Below are 18,146 nucleotides of genomic sequence, written 5' to 3' on the forward strand. Positions count from 1 at the left end.
GGTCCTGGGCGGGCCATCGCGCATGCGACATCCTGCAGCCCGCAGGGATCTGGCGCCACCGCCGAAGTCATGGATCCAACCCGCCGGTTGGCGAGACCGGCTCACCTCATCCCACCGCCTAGCGCGTCGCCGGCCACCGCGGGGATGGAGGTCGACGCGCCTGTCGAAAACCGCGTCACCGAGGGAACAAGCGTGGCCGAAGAGGCGACGCGTCTGTCCGGCCGGTTCAGCCAACTGCCGCTCCGTTCAAGCAAGAACTCGAGGGCGCTTTGGCACGATCTTTGGCCGGCCGATCGGGCTGAGACGGCGCCCTGCAGAGGAACCCAACCATGAACGACGTTTCGCAACCGCCGAAGTCCGATGCGGTCCCGATGAGCGACTTCTATGAGATCACCGAGACGCTGGCGCCCGACGAACTCGCCACGCTGAAGGCCGTCCGGGCGTTCATGGAAACCAAGGTCGCGCCGGTCATTAACAAGTATTGGGCGGACGACGCGTTCCCCTTCGAGCTGCTTCCGGGCTTCCGCGAGCTTGGCATCGGCGGCCTGGGCCTGGAGGGCTACGGCTGCCGGGGCGGCAGCCAGCAGCTGTTCGGCTTCGTCCTCATGGAGCTGGCGCGCACGGACCCCTCGATGGCCACCTTCTTCGGGGTGCATGACGGCCTGTCCATGGGCTCGATCTACATCGACGGCTCCGAGGCGCAGAAGCAGACTTGGCTGCCGCCGATGGCGCGGATGGAGAAAATCGGCTGCTTCGGCCTGACCGAGCCCCTGGTGGGCTCCGGGACCGGCGGCGGCCTGACGACGACCGCCAAGCGCGACGGCGACACCTGGATCCTCAACGGCCAGAAGAAGTGGATCGGCAACGCGCCCTGGTGCGACGTGTCGATCATCTGGGCGCGCGATCTGGCCGACAATCAGGTCAAGGGCTTCATCGTCGAGAACAAGACCACGCCTGGCTTCAGCGTTGAGAAGATCGAGCACAAGATCGCGCTGAAGGTCGTGCAGAACGGCCTGATCACGATGAAGGACTGCCGCATCCCCGAGGCCAACCGCCTGCAGTCGGCGAACTCGTTCCGCGACACCGCCAAGGTGTTGAAGATGACTCGCTATGCGGTCGGCTGGATGTCGACGGGCTGCCAGATGGGCGCCTTCGAACATGCGCTGGCCTACACCAAGGAGCGCCAGCAGTTCGGCAAGCCCATCGCGTCCTTCCAGATGATCCAGGACCTGCTGGCCAAGATGCTGGCCAATGTCACGGCGTGCCAGACCATGATGCTGCGGCTCGCGCAGATGGACGACGAGGGCAAGCTCCGCGACTACCACGCCTCGTTGTCGAAGGCGTTCACCACGGCGAAGATGCGCGAGACGGTGGGCTGGGCGCGGGAAGTCTGCGGCGCCAACGGCATTGTCGTTGACTACAACGTCGCCCGCTTCTTCGCCGACGCGGAGGCCCTCTACTCCTACGAGGGCACCTTCCAGATGCAGAACCTGATCGTCGGCAAGGCGATCACCGGCATCAGCGCCTTCGTCTGACCCGCCAAGCCTCAAGACCACACCTCGAAATTGCCATTCAGGAGGGTCGCGTGAACGCGCCTGTGTCCATCCCCACGTTCGAGAACCTGCTCTACGAGAAACGCGATCGCACCGCCTATGTGACGCTCAACCGTCCGAAGGTGCTCAACGCCCTCAACACGCCGACGTGGATGGACCTCCATGCCGCGTTCACCGACGCCCAGGCCGATCCCTCGATCCTTGGGGTGATCCTGACGGGGGCCGGCGACAAGGCGTTCATCGCCGGCGCCGATATCGGCGAGTTGTCCCAGGTCTCCGCCATCGAAGCAGAACAGGCCAGCCGCAGGGGCCAGATCGTGCTCGACCTGATCGAGACGCTCGGCAAGCCGGTCATCGCGGCCGTGAACGGCTTCGCGCTGGGCGGCGGCTGCGAGACCGCGATGGCCTGCACGCTGCGCCTCGCCGTTGACACCGCCCGGTTCGGCCAGCCGGAGGTCAAGCTGGGGCTGCCGCCCGGCGGCGGCGGCACTCAGCGGCTGCCGAGGCTGATCGGCAAGGGCAGGGCGCTACAGCTGATCCTGACCGGCGAGATGATCGATGCGCGGGAGGCTTGGCGCGTCGGCCTGGTCAATGAGGTGGTCGCCGCGGCCGACCTGATCCCGCGGGCGGAGGCTATCCTGCGGTTGATCTTCGCCAACGCGCCGATCGCCGTGCGCCATTCGCTCGAGGCCGTGAACGCCGGCCTGCAGACGAGCCAGGCCCAGGGCCTGCTGCTCGAGGCGTCCCTGTTCGGCCTTTGCGCCGCCACCGACGACAAGACCGAGGGCACGGCGGCCTTCCTCGCCAAGCGGCCGGCAAGCTTCCAGGGCCGCTGACCCGCCAGCCATGACCTATCCCCTCATCCAGTACGTGAACGGAGCATTCCATGTCCGGTGACAACATCTTTTCGGGCCTCAAGGTCGTCGACTTGGCGAGCTTCATCGCCGGCCCCGCGGCGGCGGTGATGCTGGGCGATTTCGGCGCCGACGTCGTGAAGGTCGAGCCGCCCCACGGCGACACCTGGCGGATCGGCTACAAGGTTCCGCCCGAGCCCGCCGCCGACGACAACTATCCCTGGCACCTGAACAACCGCAACAAGCGCGGCCTGGCCTTGGACCTCAAGTCGCCCGAGGCCAAGTCGGTCCTGCGCAAGCTGGTCGAGTGGGCCGACGTCCTGATCGTCAACACCCCGCACCCGGCGCGCAAGAAGCTGGAGCTCGAGTACGACGACGTGAAGGCGTGGAATCCGCGGCTGATCTACGCCGACGTCACCGGCTTCGGCGAGGCGGGCCCGGACGCCCACCTGCCCGGCTTCGACATCACCGCCTACTGGGGACGCAGCGGGCTCCTGTCGCTGACCCGCGACGCCGGCGCGTCGCCGACCCTGCCGGTGTCCGGCAGCGGCGACCACGCCACGGCCGTGGTGATCTTCTCGGCCATCGTCACCGGGCTCTACCGCCGCGAGCGGACGGGGCAGGGCTCCTACGTCTCCACATCGCTGCTGGCGTCGGGCGTCTGGGCCGCCGGGGTGATGGTGCAGGCCGCCTTGGCCGGCGGGACCTTCTACCCGCAGCACGATCGGCGGAAGCCGGCGAGCGCCACCTTCAACGTCTATCGCGCCAGCGACGACAAGTGGTTCCTGATCGTCATGACACCGGACAAGTGGGCGGCATTGACGACGGCGATCGGCCGACCGGAGTTGGCGACCGATCCTCGCTTCGCCGATCCGGCCAAGCAAAACGCCCACGTCGTAGAGCTGGCGGCCATCCTCGACGACGTCTTCGCGGGCAAGCCGTTCGCCCACTGGGCGAAGGCCTTCGACGCCGCCACCGTCCCCTTCGGCGTGGTCAGCGATCCGGCCGATGTGATCCTTGACCCTCAGCTCACCGCCAACAACATCGTCGTGCCGCTGGAGGGCGCCGGCGGCAAGCTCACCTCGACGGTGAGCAGCCCGATCGAGGTGCATGGCGTCGCCAAGCAGCCCGCCCACCGCGCACCTGAGCTCGGTGAGCACAACGAGGAGATCCTGCGCGAGATCGGCTTCGACGCCGCGCAGATCGCGGCCTTCGCCGAGCGCCAGGTGATCGCTGGCCGCCGCCGCAGCGCCGCCGCCTAAGAGGAAACCGAGACATGACCCGATCCCAACCCGCCGCGGCCACCGCCGCCCGCGCCGCCACGACCCCGCGGCTCTTCCTCCTCAACGTCAGCGCCGGGACCGTCCTTTCGATGACGCCGGACGGCAAGGACCAGCAGGTGATCGCCTCGCATTGCCACATCCCCGATGGGGTGGCGGTCGATGCCGACGCAGGACGCGTCTACTGGACAAACATGGGCGTTCCCAATGCGGACGACGGCACGATCGAGCGCGCCGACCTGGATGGCAGCAACCGTGTCTTCGTCGCCCCGCAAGGCGTCACCCATACGCCCAAGCAACTCCACATCGAGAAGGAGACGGGCAAGCTCTACTGGTCCGACCGTGAGGGCATGCGCGTGATGCGCTGCAATCTCGACGGCTCGGCGGTGGAGACCCTGGTGGTCTCAGGCGACCCCGCGGCCGACGTCGGCGACCAGACGAAGTGGTGCGTCGGCATCGCCGTCGATCGGCAGGCCGGCCACATCTACTGGACCCAGAAGGGCTCCGACAACGCCGGCGTCGGCCGCATCTTCCGCGCCGGGATCGAGATCCCCGCCGGCCAGACGGCGTCGAACCGCTCCGACATCGAAGTCTGGATCGATCGTCTGCCGGAGCCGATCGACCTGGAGATCGATCACGGCAAGCGCATGCTCTACTGGACCGACCGGGGCGACCCGCCGGAGGGCAACACCGTCAACCGGGCGTCGTTGGACGTCCCCGCCGGAAAGGTCCGGCCGGAGATCGTATTCACGCATCTCATGGAGGGGATCGGCCTAGCGCTCGATGTGCCGGGCGAGAGGATGTTCTTCACCGATCTCGGGGGCTCGGTCTACGTCGCCAGGCTCGATGGGGCGGACGGCCACCCGATCCTCTTCGCCCAGGGCAACCTCACCGGCATCGCCTACGCCGAACTCCCCGCCAGGGGGGCCTGACCATGCAGATCCTCACCACGTTGGAAGACTCGGTCCTGCGGCTGCAGATCAATCGACCGGAGAAGAAGAACGCGCTGACGCTCGGCATGTACGAGCAGATGACGTCGGCTCTGGAAGACGCGGGTCGCGATCCGAAGGTGCGGGTCGTCTTGATCCATGGCCATGCGGACGACTTCACGAGCGGCAACGACCTGCAAGATTTTGTGCATGCGCCGCCGGTCGGGGAGGACTCGCCGGTGGGCCGGTTCATCACCGCGATCAGCCATGCGGAAAAGCCGATCGTCGCGGCGGTGTCCGGCGCCGCGGTAGGCATCGGCACGACCATGCTGCTGCACTGCGACTTCGTGTACGCCGCGAAGGACACGCGCTTTCAGCTGCCGTTCGTGAACCTGGCCCTGCTACCCGAAGCCGGCTCCAGCCTGCTGCTTCCGATGCAGATCGGCTACCTCCGCGCGGCTGAACTGCTGATGCTCGGAGAGCCGTTCTCGGCGGCAAAGGCGCTGCAGTACGGACTGGTGACCGAGGTCTGTCCGGACGGCCCTGCCGCACTAAGCGCCGCGCAATTTTCTGCGGGGCTGCTGTCGGCCAAACCCGCGGCCGCGCTTCACCTGATCAAGACGCTCTTGAAGAGCCCTTACGCCGGGCAACTGGCCGCGCAAGTCGGGGACGAAACCCGACACTTCGTCGAGCGGCTTCGATCGCCGGAAGCCGCCGAAGCGTTCCGGGCCTTCTCCGAGAAGCGAGCCCCCGACTTCACCCAGTTCGCCTAGCGCGCGCCGACCGCGCCGCAATCCCCAGAAAAGAGAGGCCTCACATGTCTGATCACAACCCCATTCGCCGCGTCGCCATCATCGGAACCGGAGTCATCGGCGCGAGCTGGACCACGCTTTTCCTGGCCAAGGGCCTCGATGTCGTCGCGACCGACGTGGCGCCGAACGCCGAGGCGGCGCTCCGCGACTTCGTCGACAAGGCCTGGCCCGCCATGGTGGAGCTCGGCCTTGCGCCCGGCGCTTCGCGCGACCGGCTGTCGTTCGACGCCGACCTCGAAGGCGCCGTCGCCAAGGCCGATCTGGTCCAGGAGAACGGCCCCGAGCGCATCGCCTTCAAGCAGGAGCTCTACGGCAAGCTCGACAGGCTGCTGCCAGCGCACGTGATCATCGCCTCGTCTTCCTCCGGCCTGACGATGAGCGAGATTCAGAAGGCCTGCCCACAGCATCCTGAGCGGTGCGTCATCGGCCACCCGTTCAATCCGCCCCACCTGATCCCGCTGGTCGAGCTGGTGGGCGGGGCGGCGACTTCCAAGGAGACGATCGACCGGGCCGCCGCCTTCTACGATGGGCTGGGCAAACGGACCGTCCGGCTGAACAAGGAAGTCCCCGGCCACGTCGCCAATCGGCTGGCGGCGGCTCTGATCCGGGAGATCTTCTATCTGGTCAATGAGGACGTCATCAGCGTGGCCGACGTGGACGCCGCGGTGTCGTACGGGCCGGGTCTGCGCTGGGGCGTGATGGGCCCGACCCTGCTCTATCACCTCGGCGGCGGCCCCGGCGGCATCGACCATTGGTTCGACCAGTTCACGGGGCCGATCACGGCCTGGTGGAAGGTGCTCGGCAATCCGGAGATCACTCCCGACATGCGGGCCAAGATCACCGCCGGGGTTCTGGCGGAGGCCCACGGCCGGTCGCTGGAGGACCTGTCGGCGGAGCGGGATGCGGCGCTGATGGGGCTTCTCAAGGTTCGGCGGACCGTCGGCGAGGCCTACGGGAGCGCGAGCCGTGACGCCGCGTGACCGCCCGGCCGGCAGCCGTCCCCAGGTCGTCATTGTCGGGGCCGGGTTCGCCGGCGTCGCGGCGGCGAAGGCGCTGAAGCACGCCGACGTCGACGTCCTGCTGCTCGACCGGCGCAACCACCACATCTTCCAGCCGCTGCTCTATCAGGTCGCCACGGCGGTCCTGGCCCCCAGTGATGTGGCGACGCCGATCCGGGCGCTGGCGGCGACGCAGCCGAACCTGACGGTGCAGCTGGCTGAGGTCACTGCCGTCAGTGCGACGACGCGCACGCTTACGGCCGCGCTGCCCGACAACCGCACCGTCAAGATCGGCTTTGATTACCTGGTGGTGGCGACCGGCGTCCGGCCGAGCTACTTCGGCCACGACGAGTTCGCCGCGTACGCACCGGCGTTGAAGACGCTGGGGGACGCCGAGGCGATCCGCAGCAAGATCCTCAGCGCCTTCGAACTCGCGGAACTGAGCGACGACGCCGTCGAGCGCGGGCGACTGACGACCTTCGTCCTGGTCGGCGGCGGGCCCACCGGCGTCGAACTCGCCGCGAGCATCGCCCAGATGGCCAAAGTGACGCTGAAACGGGATTTCCGGCGGCTGCACCCGGACCAGACGAAGGTGATCCTGCTGGAGGGCGGCGATCGCATCCTGCCGACCTTCGATCCGAAGCTTTCCGCCGCGGCGCGCCGTCAGTTGGAGCGGTTGGGCGTCAGTGTCCGCACGGGTGCGGTCGCGCAGGCCGTGGACGCCGACGGCGTCGTCGTGGCGGGCGCGCGCGTCCCCGCGGCCACGGTGCTTTGGACCGCCGGGGTCGCGGCCTCCCCCCTGGCGGCCCAGACGGGCGCGCCGACGGACCGCGCCGGCCGCGCCCAGGTGGGGCCGCTCCTCGAGACAGAGGCCGGTTCGGGCATCTTCGTGGCCGGCGACACGGCGAGCCTGTCCCAGGACGGCAAACCGGTCCCCGGCGTCGCCCAGGCGGCGCTGCAGCAAGGCGCCTACGTCGGCGGCGTGATCGCCAGCCGCGTTGGCGGCCACGCGGCGAAGCCCGCGTTCCACTATTTCAACAAGGGAACCATGGCGGTTGTTGGCAAGGATTTCGCGATCCTGGAGTCGTCGGCGGCGAAGACGAGCGGCCGGCTGACCTGGCTGGTTTGGGCGTTGGTGCATATCGCGACCCTGCCGCGCCTGCAGAACCAGCTGCGCGTGAACGTCCAGTGGCTGTGGAGCTATTTCACCGGCCAGCGCGGGTCGCGGCTGATTGCTGAGCCCGCGACGCCGCAGCAGCGGGCCGCCCAACCTGTCGTGCGCCCCGACAGCCTGGCTGTCGGTCAAGGCCGGCGGCCGAACGCAGCCCTGAGCGGTCGCAAAGCCTAACGGAGCGGCGCAATCGCGCGGCGGCGCCGACGACCAGGCCGTTCTGGTCGCCGAGGACAGGATGCTCGCCAACTGACGCGTGATGGCAGCGCTGGACGGCCGACGGTTCGTCCTGGATGTGGTGCTGGTGAAGGCGCTCGGCGGCGGCTGGCGAAGCTACCGCGGGGCGTCTCAGAGCTTGCGCAGCATCCGCTCGCGCTCGGCCCGGCACGCCTGGGTGAAGGTCGTCAACGGCGCCATGATCTCATGCGGCCCGGCCCGCACCACGGCCCCCAGGTCCGCGGGCGGCCGTTGGTAGGTCTCGATGAGGTGGTCGATCACCGCCTCGGCGGCGTGCAGCACGTCGGCCGAGCCCGTCAGCCGGATGCGGCCGGCCAGGGCGGCGATCCCGATGAGCTTCCTCGGGTCGTCCAGGGGATGCTCGATCGCATCCAAGGTGAGGTCCGAGCCCAACTCGTTGAACTTTGCGTAGAGTTCTTCGCGCCGCTCCAAATCCCTGAGGACGCGTTCGTCGTGACCTTGCCGCCGGACGGTGAAATAGGTCGTCGCGAAGGACGTGAGGCCGCCGAGCAGGGTGCCCGCCACCGCCGCGGCGCCCGTGACGAGCGACGGTTCGATACCGTTCATATGATCATGGCGCCGGCGCGCGCTCCGCCGCGACGGCGGTGTCCGCGGCGAAAAAGGAGGTGGACGCCGGCGTGAAGAGTCCCCGGTTCTGCGAGGACAGCCACTCGATCCAGAGCACAAACATAAGCGCCGCCACGCAGACGGTGAAGACCAGGAGCGCGCCGGTTCGGTCTTCAGGGCTCATGGCTCGCTCCCGACCAGCGCGGGGATTCCTGTTGACCCCGGGGAGGGGGCGGCGCGCCGGGGAGACTGGCCGCCCCCTAGGAAGGCTTCGGGGCATATGAAGCCTTCTCGGTCGGAACGGGGGGAGGATGTCCGACCGAGCCCGATCATCGGACGGGGCGGCCGCCGCGGCTTGCGCGGAACATCCGTCGATTGTTCAAAGCCGCCACTGGACGCGTCCAGGACAGGCGCCCGCGTGGAACGCGGTCACGCTGACTCGGAGGGCGCGGAAATGGCGCCTTTTGTCTGAAACTGCTATGTTTCCGCGAACACGGGTAGCTAGCCCGTCCGCCGCCGGACTATGTCTCGTCCAGGCCGGCGTAATTGGCCGGGTGCGCAATCAGTCAATTCACGGGCGGCGATGCGTGGCGTCGGCCAAAGGAGAGATCGGAGATGCCGACCTCCATATCTTCTGCAGCTGCGCTCAAGCTTCCAGGCGCCGGCGACGCCGGAATCTATTCCCCCGGCGCAGATGAGAGGGTCTACCCCGCCCAGAAGATCGCGGTCATGCTGGATGCGTTGGCCCGCGAGGGGATCGTGGCGAGCCACGCTCTAGCGGCGGTGGGGCTCTCCGAACTGGAGGCCGCCGACCCCGCGACGCGGGTGAGCCTGACCCAGGTCATCATCTGCTTGCGAAACGCCGTCCGGCTCTCGTCGGACCCGATGTTCGCCTACCGCATTGGCCTTCATTTCCACATGTCGACCTACGGAATGTACGGCTTCGCCATGCTCAGCAGTATGGACTTCCGACAGACGATGCGGTTCGCCGAGCGCTACCATCAGCTTGCGGCGCCCCTCGTCGACATGGCCTTCACCGAGGAGGACGGCCTCGGAATCTGGACGCTCGAGCCGAAGTCACATCCACAAATGGACGCTTCGCTCTACCGCCAGGTCGTGGAGATGTACTTCGGAATCCACACGTCCCTCCACCGCGACATCATGGGTCCCGAATTCGCGCCCAGCGAGCTGCGTGTGATCTTCGAGGCGCCGTCCGATCCGAACGCCTACGCCGGCGTCCTTGGCGCCCCGGTTCGGTTCCGCCAGCCGCAAAACCAGCTCCGTTTCGACGCCAGGCGCCTCGATCACCGCCCCAGCCTCGGCAACGCCCTGACCTACGCCGCCGTGCTCGAGGTCTGCGATCGCTTTGTCGACGAGTTGCAGCGGCGCGCGGGCATCGTCGGGACCGTCCGTCATCTGCTGCTGACCAATCTGATGCGGAACCTGAGCCTGGAGGACGTCGCCCGGGACCTCGGCACCAGCGTGAGGACGTTGCGGCGGCGGCTCGCGGACGAGGGTGCCTCCTATCGTCAACTGACGGACGAACTGCGCCGCGACGTGGCGATCAATTATCTGCGCGAGACCGACATGACGGTCGAGGATATCGCCTACGCCCTTGGCTTCAGCGACGCCGCCAATTTCCGACAGGCGTTTCGGCGCTGGACCTCGGCCACACCCCAACAGTTCCGGGCTGCGCGCAGCGGAGCCGGGGAGGTTGCCCGGGCGAGCGCCGAATGGCCGCGTTCCACAGCCATTGTGGCCGAACCCAACCTTGGCCGGGAACGCCCTCGGCGACGATCAAGGCGGAGCCTTTAGGGAGGACTCCAAATGCGATCGCGGCTCTGCGCTGGCCGAATTCGCGGCCCCATGGGGAGCTCGCGCGGGTTGCGGCCGTGACTTCCTCCGCTGCGCTGCGGCAAGGCGGGGGCGCCTACGGGCGGCGCATAAGCGAGACGTTCGGCGTCGAAGAGGACGTCCCGTACATTGTGACGCGCACCCTCCAGCGGGCCGAGATCGCACTCACGGAAATGCGCATCGATCGGCCCTCCGGCCAGGTTTCCGCCCCGATACCGCGCGAAGACGGCTACCTGTTGTCGCTGTTCCTACGCGACCTCTCCCATGTTTACTTGGAGGATGACCGCGAGGTCCGCCGGGCGACAATCTCCACCGGCGAGTGCGCGATCCACGACCTGCGCCGAGGTCCAGCGACGCTGGTCGACAAGCCCTTGCACACGCTCATCCTCTACTTGCCGCAGACCGCCCTGGATGCGCTCGCCGACGACGCCAACGTTCCGCGTATCTCGGACCTGCGCTACGACCCGGGCGTCGGCGTCGTCGACGAGACGGTCAAGAATCTTGGCCTGTCGCTGCTGCCCGCAGTTCGGGCGCCCGACCAAGTGAGCCGGCTGTTCATGGACCATCTGACGTTGGCGTTTGGGGCCCACGTCGCCCAGACCTATGGCGGGATGCTGCCCTGTTCCCGCCCCATCCAGGGCGGTCTCGCGCCGTGGCAAGAGAAGCGCGCCAAGGACATGCTCGCCGGCGACCTCACCGGGTCGACATCGCTTTTCGAGATCTCCATGGCTTGCGGGCTGTCCGTCAGTCACTTCTCTCGGGCTTTCCGGAGATCGACCGGGCTCGCGCCCCACGCCTGGCTGCTGAAGTTCCGCGTCGAGGCCGCCAAGGAGATGCTACGAGGGCGCGAGGCGTCGCTCTCGATGATCGCGCTGGCCTGCGGCTTTGCCGACCAGAGCCACTTCACCCGCGTCTTTACCCGCCAGGTGGCCCTCAGCCCGGGCGCTTGGCGGAAGTGTCTCTCCGACTGAAGCCGTCGCGCTGCCTGTGCAAGGATCGGCAAGGCGCACGGCGTGGAGCCGACGATGAGGTCGGGATCGTCCTTGGTCGGCGCATCCAAGCTCGGCTTCCCGCATGCAACGGGCGCATTTGGCAACCTGCTTAAACTCGTGAACAAATAACGCCGATATGCACAGCGCCGAGGAAATCCCTGTCGGTCGCGCCACACTGACGCAGGAAGCTGGGTCCGTGCGGTCCTGGCTCGTCCGCTGGTTCACTCGCCGCGTGCGCGAGCAGGCCGAGGTCGAAGACATGGTGCAGGATGTGTTCGCCCGCATCGCTGCGCGCGACAGCACTGAGCCGGTCGAGCATCTGGGCGGCTATGTGATGAAAACCGCCTTTGCCGTGATGGCGGACCGGGCGCGTCGGCGCGCCTCGCACATGGCCGCGCTGCACGTCCCCCTCGACGACGAGCTGCATGGCGGTGAGGAAATCGATCCGGAGCGCGTCCTTATCGGCAAGGAAGATTTGCGTGCGGCGACCGCGGCCCTGTTGTCCCTGCCCGAACGCACGCGCACGGTGTTCATCCTGCGCAGGCTGGAGGGCTGCAGGCACAAGGAGATCGCCACGCGCCTCGGAATTTCGGTGAGCGCCGTGGAAAAACATCTGGTGCGGGCGATCCAGCACCTCGCCGCGGAAATGGAGGCGCGCCATGGTTCATGAAGCGCTGACCGCCGAGAGACTTGGGGCGCTGCCCGCGGGCGAGGCGGCCGCCCTGTTCGTCGCCCGGCGGGCAGATGGGCTGACCGACAGCGAGCAGGCCCTACTTGAGGCGTGGTTGGCGCGCGACGAGCATCGGCGCGCGCTTGAAAGCGCGGAGCGCGCATGGGGGGCGTTCGAGGAGGCCGAAGGCGACGAGATCCTCGCCGCGATGCGCCGGCACGCGCTCGCCGGACGTCCGCGGGTCTGGTCGGATTGGCGGCGGATCTCGGCCATGGCGGCGAGCCTGCTGGTGGCCGCTGGGGCGGGCCTCTACTTCGCGCAGGGGCCTGGTCATCGAGCGCCGGTTTCCGCGCCGGCGATTCAATACGTATCGGCGCGCGGCGAGGTGAAGCAGATCAGGCTGCCGGACGGCGGCGGCATGACCCTGGACGCCGACAGCGTCGCCATCGTCCAGTTCGCCGCCGATCGAAGGACCGTTCAGCTGACGCGCGGGCGCGCCTTTTTCGTCGTCGTGCACGATCCGTCGCGGCCGTTCGCGGTGGCCGCCCTTGACCGTCGCGTGGTCGCCGTCGGCACGCGCTTCGACGTGAACCTCACCGCCGGCGCGCTGACCGTCACCCTGGAGGAGGGCCGGCTGAAGGTCGCTTCCGCCGATCGCGCCGCCGGGACGGTCATGCTCGAGGCCGGACAGCAACTGGTCGAACGATCCGGCCGGGACACGGTTCGCACCATCGGCGCGAGGACCGCCAACGCGGTCGCCTGGCGCACCGGCCTTGTGAGCTTCGACGACCAGCCGCTGGCCGAGGCGGCGGCGGTGATGAACCGCTATTCCAAGGATCAGATCGTGATCGGAGATCCCGCGGTCGCGTCGATGCGGGTGTCGGGCCAGTTCCGCGCGGGCGAGGCGGACCGCTTTGCTCAGACCCTGGCCGAGCTCTACGGGCTGAAGCCGGTCCGCCGCGCAAACCAGATCGAACTCGTCCGCGGGGGATGAGGATTTTCAGCCGCTCCCCTTCGGCAACTCGATCACAAGGCACGTCGTCGTCGCATGGGCGATCAGCCGATCCTTTGCATCGGTGATGCGCGCCTCGGCGGTCGCGACGCGGCGGCCGGCATTGAGCACCCGGCCCTCGGTGCGGACCACGCCGCTCGTCTCGCTCATGCCGCGCATGAATGAGAGCTTGAACTCCAGCGTGGTGTAGCAACTGCCCGCGGGCAAGGTGCTCTGCACCGCGAGCCCCATGGCGGAATCCAAGAGGATCGCGGCATAGCCGCCATGCACCGAGCCGATCGGATTGTAATGACGCAGCCCCGGCACGCTGTGAATCACCACAGCGCCGGGTTCGACCGTGCAGTCGAACGGCTCGACCGTCTGCATGATCGGCGGCTCCGGAAATCGTCTCGCGAAGATCGCGCGGACAAAATCGAGCCCCGACATCGATGCCATCACGTCGATGGGTACGATGCCGTATTCCATAGCCTGCGTTCCGGGTTCTTCGCCTGGCCCAACGTGACGTCCAAACAGGCCGTCGTCTTGGCAGCTGCTGTCGCGTCTGGGACGTTCTTGCGGTCTTTGGTTTCGGGAACACGCCCGTCTGCCTTCACGTGGGCGCCTTCAGGAGCAAGCGCATCCAAATCCTGCGATCTAGTCCGGATCAAGTCAGAGCGGCCAATGGTATTGTATACTTGTCTACGCTGAGGCAGGTTGGGGGAAGAGTATCGCCAAGCGTATTGTCAATTGATCGCCCTCTCTGGAGTTGGGTGATTGGTCAAACGCGCCGCCTTAATCCTGATCTCGACTTCCGCCCTGGCGATGACCTGTCCGGCGCTCGCGGAGACTAGTGCAACGCGTATAGACACCAAAGCACAACCTTTGGGCGACGCTTTGCAGGATGTCGCCCGACAGACCGGCGCCGACCTGCTGTTCGACCACGACGCCGTGAACGGACTGAAGGCGCCGCCGCTCCGGGCGACCATGAGGCCCGATGCGGCGATCCTGAGCCTGCTGCAGGGCACGGGCCTGACCTTGCGGCGCGCCGCGTCCGGCGCCCTGATCGTAGAACGGCGGGCTCCGGCGCCGCTTGAGCGGCCGGATGTCACGGTGCCCGAGATCCTGGTCATCGGCCGGCGTAGCCAGAACGCCGACATTCGCCGCCTTGAGACCGACATCCAGCCCTATCGTGTGGCGACCGGCGTGCAGGTCGTGGAGGCGGACCGCGACAACCTCGACCAGTACTTTCGGAGCCGGGTCCCGGCCGATGCGGACGCCATCCCGCCCAGTCTACAGACCAACGGCGCGACCAACTCCCAGATCGATCTGCGCGGCCTGGGTCCGGGCGACACCCTGATCCTCATCGACGGGCGGCGGATGCCGGCGCCGCCAATGCCCGTGTCCGGTTTCTTCCAGCCCGATATCAACGCCATTCCCAGGTATGCGATCGACCGGGTCGAGACCCTGACCGGCACGGCGGGCGGGATCTATGGCTTCGGCGCCCTTGGGGGCGTGGTCAATGTCGTGCTCGCCCGCCCGCAGCATGGGCCGGAGCTGCACGTGACCGGCGGGATCACCTCGCGGGGGGATGCGGACCAGCTGCAGGTCGAAGGCGGGACGAGCTTCAGCCTGGACGAGGGGCGGACGGAGGTGTCGCTTTACGGGAGCGCCTCGGGCTACCAGCCCCTGCTGAGCGACCGGCGATCGTATCTGACCGAGGACGACAAGCTGAGCGCCAGCCTGTCGCCACAGCTGTTGCTGAGCCTGCGCCCCATCGCAAACGGGCTCTTCGTCGTCAATCTGGACGACAACCGGATCAACCTCATCCTCAAGCCGCAATACGGCGGAACAACGCTGAGCTCCCCCTTCAGCTTCCTGCCCGGGGGATCGTCCGGCGCGCCCGCGGAGGTGGCGGCCGCGCTCATCGCAAACGCGGGGCGCTTTGGCAGCAGCCTCTCCGACGGACTGGCCGCGACCGAGATTGGGTCAAATCCCCAGACCTTCACCTTGCTGACCAATGTCCGGCATCGGTTCGACGGCGGTCTGCAGGTCTATTTCGACGCCGTGATGCTTCAGGACCGCGGCGCGTCCCGCGGCCACACGGATACCGGCGAAGCGGGCCTGTCTCCAGGTCCTCAAGACCCGTTCCTTCAGGACATTGAGATATTCTATCCGATCTCTCAGAGCAGTCTGAGCGAGAAGCAGAGCTTCGACAGCGCGCGCTATACCATGGGCGCGGTCGCACCCTTGCCCCGGGACTGGCAGGGAACGGGCGAAGTCGCGATCGGCGGGGCGCGGTTCGCTCTTACGCAAGTCAGAGTATTGCCCGCAGTGCCCTTTCTTACACCCAACGCAGCTCCGTTCGGGAGCTGGGCCGACTTCCAGGCCGTGGTCGGCGCAAACCCTCAGAGCTCCGTCCAATCGGAAGCCGTCGAGAACCATTTCAGCGACGTCTCGGTGCGGCTCGCCGGCCCCGTCTTCAAGACCTCGGCGGGCCCCGCAACTCTCACGCTGCTCGCGGAACGGCGGATCGAGGACGTTCCGGCGTACACGCAGCTGATCATGGGGTTTCCGGGGTCGTCGGGCCCGATCGCCTCGCGGCGGGACGCGACGACGTCGTTCTACGCCGAGCTGCGATCGCGCGTGTTCGACGAGGCGGCGCCCTCTCCAGTGCTAAGGGGGCTAGAGGTGCAGCTCGCGCTGCGAAACGACACCGAGACCGACGACTTCGCGCGGACCCCGCAGGCGCCGGCCACCACCGAAAGGCTTCACGCCCGGTTCTCGGGCACGACCTACACGGCCGGCGCCAAGGTCTCGCCGATCTCATGGCTGACCCTGCGCGGCAGCTATAGCACCGGCGAAACGGCGCCGCCCTCGGCCGATCTTGTCCAGAGCGTCCTTTCCATCGGCGCCAATGTCACCGGTGTCGCGGCGGGCGATCCCAAGCGCGGCGGCGCCAGCATCGCCGGTCCTATGGTCGTCAAGCGCGGTGGATCGCCCGATCTGCACACGATACGGGCGAGCACGATGGCGCTCGGCGCCATCGTCACCCCGTTCGGCGAAGACGGTCCGCGCCTGACCGTGGACTATTCGCGAATCCGCAAGACCGGCGACGTGTTCACCCCGCCGGATCAACTGGTCGTTGACCATGAGGATTTCTGGCCCCAGCGCGTGACGCGCGGCCCCTTGACCGACGCCGACCGGGCCCGGGGCTTCACCGGCGGCCCCATCACCGTCCTCGATGTGAGTGCGGAGAACGGCGCGGGGCTTACGGTCGATACCATCGATGCGGGCCTGGAGTGGCGCAGGCCGTTCTTCGGCGGCCGGCTTCGGCTGTACGGCGACGGGACCTATTACCTGCGCAATGTCCAGTCGGCGCCCTTTCAAGCCGACGTGGACCGCGTCGACTTTTTTGAAAATCCGCTCAGGGTGCGCGCCAACGCGGGCGCGGACTGGACCTTCGGGGCGGTGACCCTCGGCGCGAACGTCCAGTATTTCGGACGCTATCGAATCTTCCTGCCCGACGCCCCGGCTTTCGTGATTTCGGAGACCGCGGCGCTGGAGGGCAGCCCATGGGTTTCCCCGCAGACCTATGTGGACCTCCACGCGAACTGGCGCCATCGGGTGGACCTCGCCGGCGCGCCTCGGGAGATCCAAGTCGATTTCGGCATCGTCAACGTCTTCGACCAGATGCCGCCCCGCGAAAGCAGCTTCAGCCTCGGCGAGTTCCTCGGGTCCGGCAATCTGAACCGTCCCGGCTTCAGCCGCTACGGCGACCCGCGCCAGCGCCGCTTCGTGCTGACTCTGAGCACGGCCCTCTAGCCGGCGCGGCCCCGAGCCGATCTTCGCGCCGCCGCCACGGCCTTCGCCGACGCTGGACGCACCGCCACTGACAACGACGTTCGCTCGATGAGGATTTTCGTTTCCGCCGCGTCTTCTGAGTCAGTTGGGACGGAGCGGACCGATGAGACCCATCGAAGACCGACTTGACCTGCCGCGGCGCCGATCGAGCCTGCCGATCGGCGTCGGTCCGGCTTCGCTGGGGCGCCCTTCGCCGCTCGCGGAGATTCCGGTGGCGACGAATTCCAATAAGGCCCAGCGCGGCGCCTATGGGCGACGCCTGGGCGAGCGCTTCGGTGTCGACGACGCTCCTTACTTCGTAACCCGCACCCTCCCGCGGGCGGAGCTCGCGGTCACGGAGGTGCGCATCGATCGGTCCTTCTGCGGCCTGTCCGATCCCATACCGTATGAGGACGCCTTCGCGATCTCGCTGATCCTGCGCGACCTGCCCGACAACTCTTACTGGGAGGAAGGCCGCGAGGTTGGTCAGCGCACGGTTCACGCCGGCGAGTCCCTGGTTCATGACCTTCGGCGAAGCCCCAGGGTGCTGGTCGACAAGCCCCTGCACTCGCTGTTCCTCTACCTGCCGCGGTGCGCCCTCGACGCGCTTGCCGACGACGCCAACGTTCCCCGTATCGCCGACCTCCGCTACGACCCGGGCGTCGGCGTTGCGGACGAGACGGTCAAGAACCTCGGCCTGTCGCTGCTACCCGCCATTCGCGCGCCCGACCAGGTGAGCCGGCTCTTCAGGGACAATCTGATGTTGGCCCTGGGGGCCCACGTCGCCCAGGCCTACGGCGGCATGCAGGCCCATTCGCAGCCCATCCGGGGCGGGCTCGCGCCGTGGCAGGAAAAGCGATCCAAGGACATGCTCGCGGGCGATCTCACCGGCGCGACGCCGCTCTCCGAAATCGCCTGGGCCTGCGGGCTCTCCGTCAGCCATTTCTCGCGGGCGTTTCGCAGATCGACCGGGTTGGCGCCCCACGCCTGGCTGCTGCACACCCGCATCGAGGCCGCCAAGGCGATGCTCCGAGGGCGCGAGCCCTCGCTCTCCATGGTCGCCCTGGCCTGTGGCTTCGCCGACCAGAGCCACTTCACCCGCGTCTTCACCCGCCGGGTGGGTCTCAGCCCGGGCGCGTGGCGCAAATACCTTGCGGAGTGATCCGGTCCGCTTGGCCGAATTCCACCGCCCTTCTGGCCGAAGCCAACCTTGGCCGAGGCGCCAGCGGGCGACGACTATGTCGCGTCCCTTAAGCGAAAGCTCCAAACGCAAGAGCGCCACCGCGTGGGTCGAACCCGCGGGCGTTTTGCGGGCGGTTGGGACGCTGATTTGCGGTGAACGCTGTGCAGATGACGTCAAGCGATTCCCAGCCCGGCTCTGGCGCCTACGGCCGACGC

Annotated in this window: 16 protein-coding genes; 13 read left to right on the plus strand and 3 right to left on the minus strand. The window is 67.7% G+C overall.

The genetic code is table 11. From position 1 onward, the window contains the following. The first annotated feature begins 329 nt into the window (after window positions 1-329). Genes VHS75_RS03700 through VHS75_RS03730 form a run of 7 tightly spaced genes read left to right on the plus strand, consistent with a single transcriptional unit; the run spans window position 330 to window position 7,774 of the window. Window positions 330-1,535 (plus strand): acyl-CoA dehydrogenase family protein, encoded by a 1,206-nt coding sequence (locus tag VHS75_RS03700; RefSeq protein ID WP_329637254.1) that lies wholly within the window; start codon window positions 330-332, stop codon window positions 1,533-1,535. Between the two features lie 50 nt (window positions 1,536-1,585). Continuing rightward, entirely contained in the window at window positions 1,586-2,389 is an 804-nt protein-coding gene (locus tag VHS75_RS03705) for an enoyl-CoA hydratase-related protein (RefSeq protein ID WP_329637255.1), read from the plus strand. A gap of 50 nt (window positions 2,390-2,439) precedes the next feature. Continuing rightward, the gene (locus VHS75_RS03710; protein WP_329637256.1) at window positions 2,440-3,669 is read left to right on the plus strand and encodes a CoA transferase; all 1,230 of its coding nucleotides are present in this window, start codon (window positions 2,440-2,442) and stop codon (window positions 3,667-3,669) included. Between the two features lie 14 nt (window positions 3,670-3,683). Then, window positions 3,684-4,619, plus strand: a complete 936-nt coding sequence (locus VHS75_RS03715; RefSeq protein ID WP_329637257.1) for a hypothetical protein — start codon at window positions 3,684-3,686, stop codon at window positions 4,617-4,619. Between the two features lie 2 nt (window positions 4,620-4,621). Continuing rightward, the gene (locus VHS75_RS03720) at window positions 4,622-5,389 is read left to right on the plus strand and encodes an enoyl-CoA hydratase (protein WP_329637258.1); all 768 of its coding nucleotides are present in this window, start codon (window positions 4,622-4,624) and stop codon (window positions 5,387-5,389) included. A 44-nt stretch (window positions 5,390-5,433) separates the two neighbouring features. Beyond that, window positions 5,434-6,408, plus strand: a complete 975-nt coding sequence (locus VHS75_RS03725; protein WP_329637259.1) for a 3-hydroxyacyl-CoA dehydrogenase NAD-binding domain-containing protein — start codon at window positions 5,434-5,436, stop codon at window positions 6,406-6,408. Beyond that, a complete protein-coding gene (locus tag VHS75_RS03730) occupies window positions 6,395-7,774 on the plus strand; it encodes an NAD(P)/FAD-dependent oxidoreductase (protein ID WP_329637260.1) in 1,380 nt (459 codons plus the stop codon). Before VHS75_RS03725 ends, VHS75_RS03730 begins: the two co-directional genes overlap by 14 nt. Before the next feature lie 171 nt (window positions 7,775-7,945). On the opposite strand, the gene VHS75_RS03735 is transcribed toward VHS75_RS03730, so the two are convergent. Together VHS75_RS03735 and VHS75_RS03740 are read right to left on the minus strand one after the other, a co-directional pair. After that, window positions 7,946-8,401, minus strand: a complete 456-nt coding sequence (locus tag VHS75_RS03735) for a hypothetical protein (RefSeq protein ID WP_329637261.1) — start codon at window positions 8,399-8,401, stop codon at window positions 7,946-7,948. A 4-nt stretch (window positions 8,402-8,405) separates the two neighbouring features. Then, window positions 8,406-8,585, minus strand: coding sequence for a hypothetical protein (locus VHS75_RS03740; protein ID WP_329637262.1), 180 nt, complete (start codon window positions 8,583-8,585; stop codon window positions 8,406-8,408). Window positions 8,586-9,016: 431 nt separating this feature from the next. Between VHS75_RS03740 and VHS75_RS03745 the strand changes: the two genes are divergently transcribed. The 4 genes from VHS75_RS03745 to VHS75_RS03760 all read left to right on the plus strand — a co-directional run bounded on the left by VHS75_RS03745 (window position 9,017) and on the right by VHS75_RS03760 (window position 12,911). After that, on the plus strand, window positions 9,017-10,216 hold the full coding sequence (locus tag VHS75_RS03745; protein ID WP_329637263.1) for an AraC family transcriptional regulator: 1,200 nt from the start codon (window positions 9,017-9,019) through the stop codon (window positions 10,214-10,216). A 170-nt stretch (window positions 10,217-10,386) separates the two neighbouring features. After that, on the plus strand, window positions 10,387-11,226 hold the full coding sequence (locus VHS75_RS03750) for an AraC family transcriptional regulator (protein WP_329637264.1): 840 nt from the start codon (window positions 10,387-10,389) through the stop codon (window positions 11,224-11,226). A gap of 217 nt (window positions 11,227-11,443) precedes the next feature. After that, the gene (locus tag VHS75_RS03755; protein WP_329637265.1) at window positions 11,444-11,917 is read left to right on the plus strand and encodes a sigma-70 family RNA polymerase sigma factor; all 474 of its coding nucleotides are present in this window, start codon (window positions 11,444-11,446) and stop codon (window positions 11,915-11,917) included. A gap of 115 nt (window positions 11,918-12,032) precedes the next feature. Next, entirely contained in the window at window positions 12,033-12,911 is an 879-nt protein-coding gene (locus VHS75_RS03760; RefSeq protein ID WP_329637266.1) for a FecR family protein, read from the plus strand. A gap of 6 nt (window positions 12,912-12,917) precedes the next feature. Here VHS75_RS03760 and VHS75_RS03765 read toward each other — a convergent pair whose 3' ends face one another. Further along, entirely contained in the window at window positions 12,918-13,394 is a 477-nt protein-coding gene (locus VHS75_RS03765; RefSeq protein WP_329637267.1) for a PaaI family thioesterase, read from the minus strand. Window positions 13,395-13,790: 396 nt separating this feature from the next. On the opposite strand from VHS75_RS03765, the gene VHS75_RS03770 reads away from it, so the two are divergent. Together VHS75_RS03770 and VHS75_RS03775 are read left to right on the plus strand one after the other, a co-directional pair. After that, window positions 13,791-16,730 carry a TonB-dependent receptor gene (locus tag VHS75_RS03770; RefSeq protein WP_329637268.1) on the plus strand — a complete coding sequence of 980 codons (2,940 nt, stop codon included), beginning with the start codon at window positions 13,791-13,793 and terminating at the stop codon, window positions 16,728-16,730. 142 nt (window positions 16,731-16,872) lie between these two features. Beyond that, complete coding sequence (locus VHS75_RS03775; protein WP_329637269.1) at window positions 16,873-17,910, plus strand: helix-turn-helix transcriptional regulator; 1,038 nt, start codon at window positions 16,873-16,875, stop codon at window positions 17,908-17,910. Window positions 17,911-18,146: the final 236 nt, after the last annotated feature.

The sequence above is a fragment of the Phenylobacterium sp. genome, assembly GCF_036264965.1.
Taxonomy (GTDB): Bacteria; Pseudomonadota; Alphaproteobacteria; order Caulobacterales; family Caulobacteraceae; genus Phenylobacterium.

Excerpts from the sequence above, each read along its gene's own strand:
- VHS75_RS03740 (WP_329637262.1), bottom strand. The coding sequence starts at position 8,585 with ATGAGCCCTGAAGACCGAACCGGCGCGCTCCTGGTCTTCACCGTCTGC.
- VHS75_RS03710 (WP_329637256.1), top strand. The coding sequence starts at position 2,440 with ATGTCCGGTGACAACATCTTTTCGGGCCTCAAGGTCGTCGACTTGGCG.
- VHS75_RS03745 (WP_329637263.1), top strand. The coding sequence starts at position 9,017 with ATGCCGACCTCCATATCTTCTGCAGCTGCGCTCAAGCTTCCAGGCGCC.
- VHS75_RS03725 (WP_329637259.1), top strand. The coding sequence starts at position 5,434 with ATGTCTGATCACAACCCCATTCGCCGCGTCGCCATCATCGGAACCGGA.
- VHS75_RS03700 (WP_329637254.1), top strand. The coding sequence starts at position 330 with ATGAACGACGTTTCGCAACCGCCGAAGTCCGATGCGGTCCCGATGAGC.
- VHS75_RS03715 (WP_329637257.1), top strand. The coding sequence starts at position 3,684 with ATGACCCGATCCCAACCCGCCGCGGCCACCGCCGCCCGCGCCGCCACG.
- VHS75_RS03765 (WP_329637267.1), bottom strand. The coding sequence starts at position 13,394 with ATGGAATACGGCATCGTACCCATCGACGTGATGGCATCGATGTCGGGG.
- VHS75_RS03720 (WP_329637258.1), top strand. The coding sequence starts at position 4,622 with ATGCAGATCCTCACCACGTTGGAAGACTCGGTCCTGCGGCTGCAGATC.
- VHS75_RS03735 (WP_329637261.1), bottom strand. The coding sequence starts at position 8,401 with ATGAACGGTATCGAACCGTCGCTCGTCACGGGCGCCGCGGCGGTGGCG.
- VHS75_RS03775 (WP_329637269.1), top strand. The coding sequence starts at position 16,873 with ATGAGACCCATCGAAGACCGACTTGACCTGCCGCGGCGCCGATCGAGC.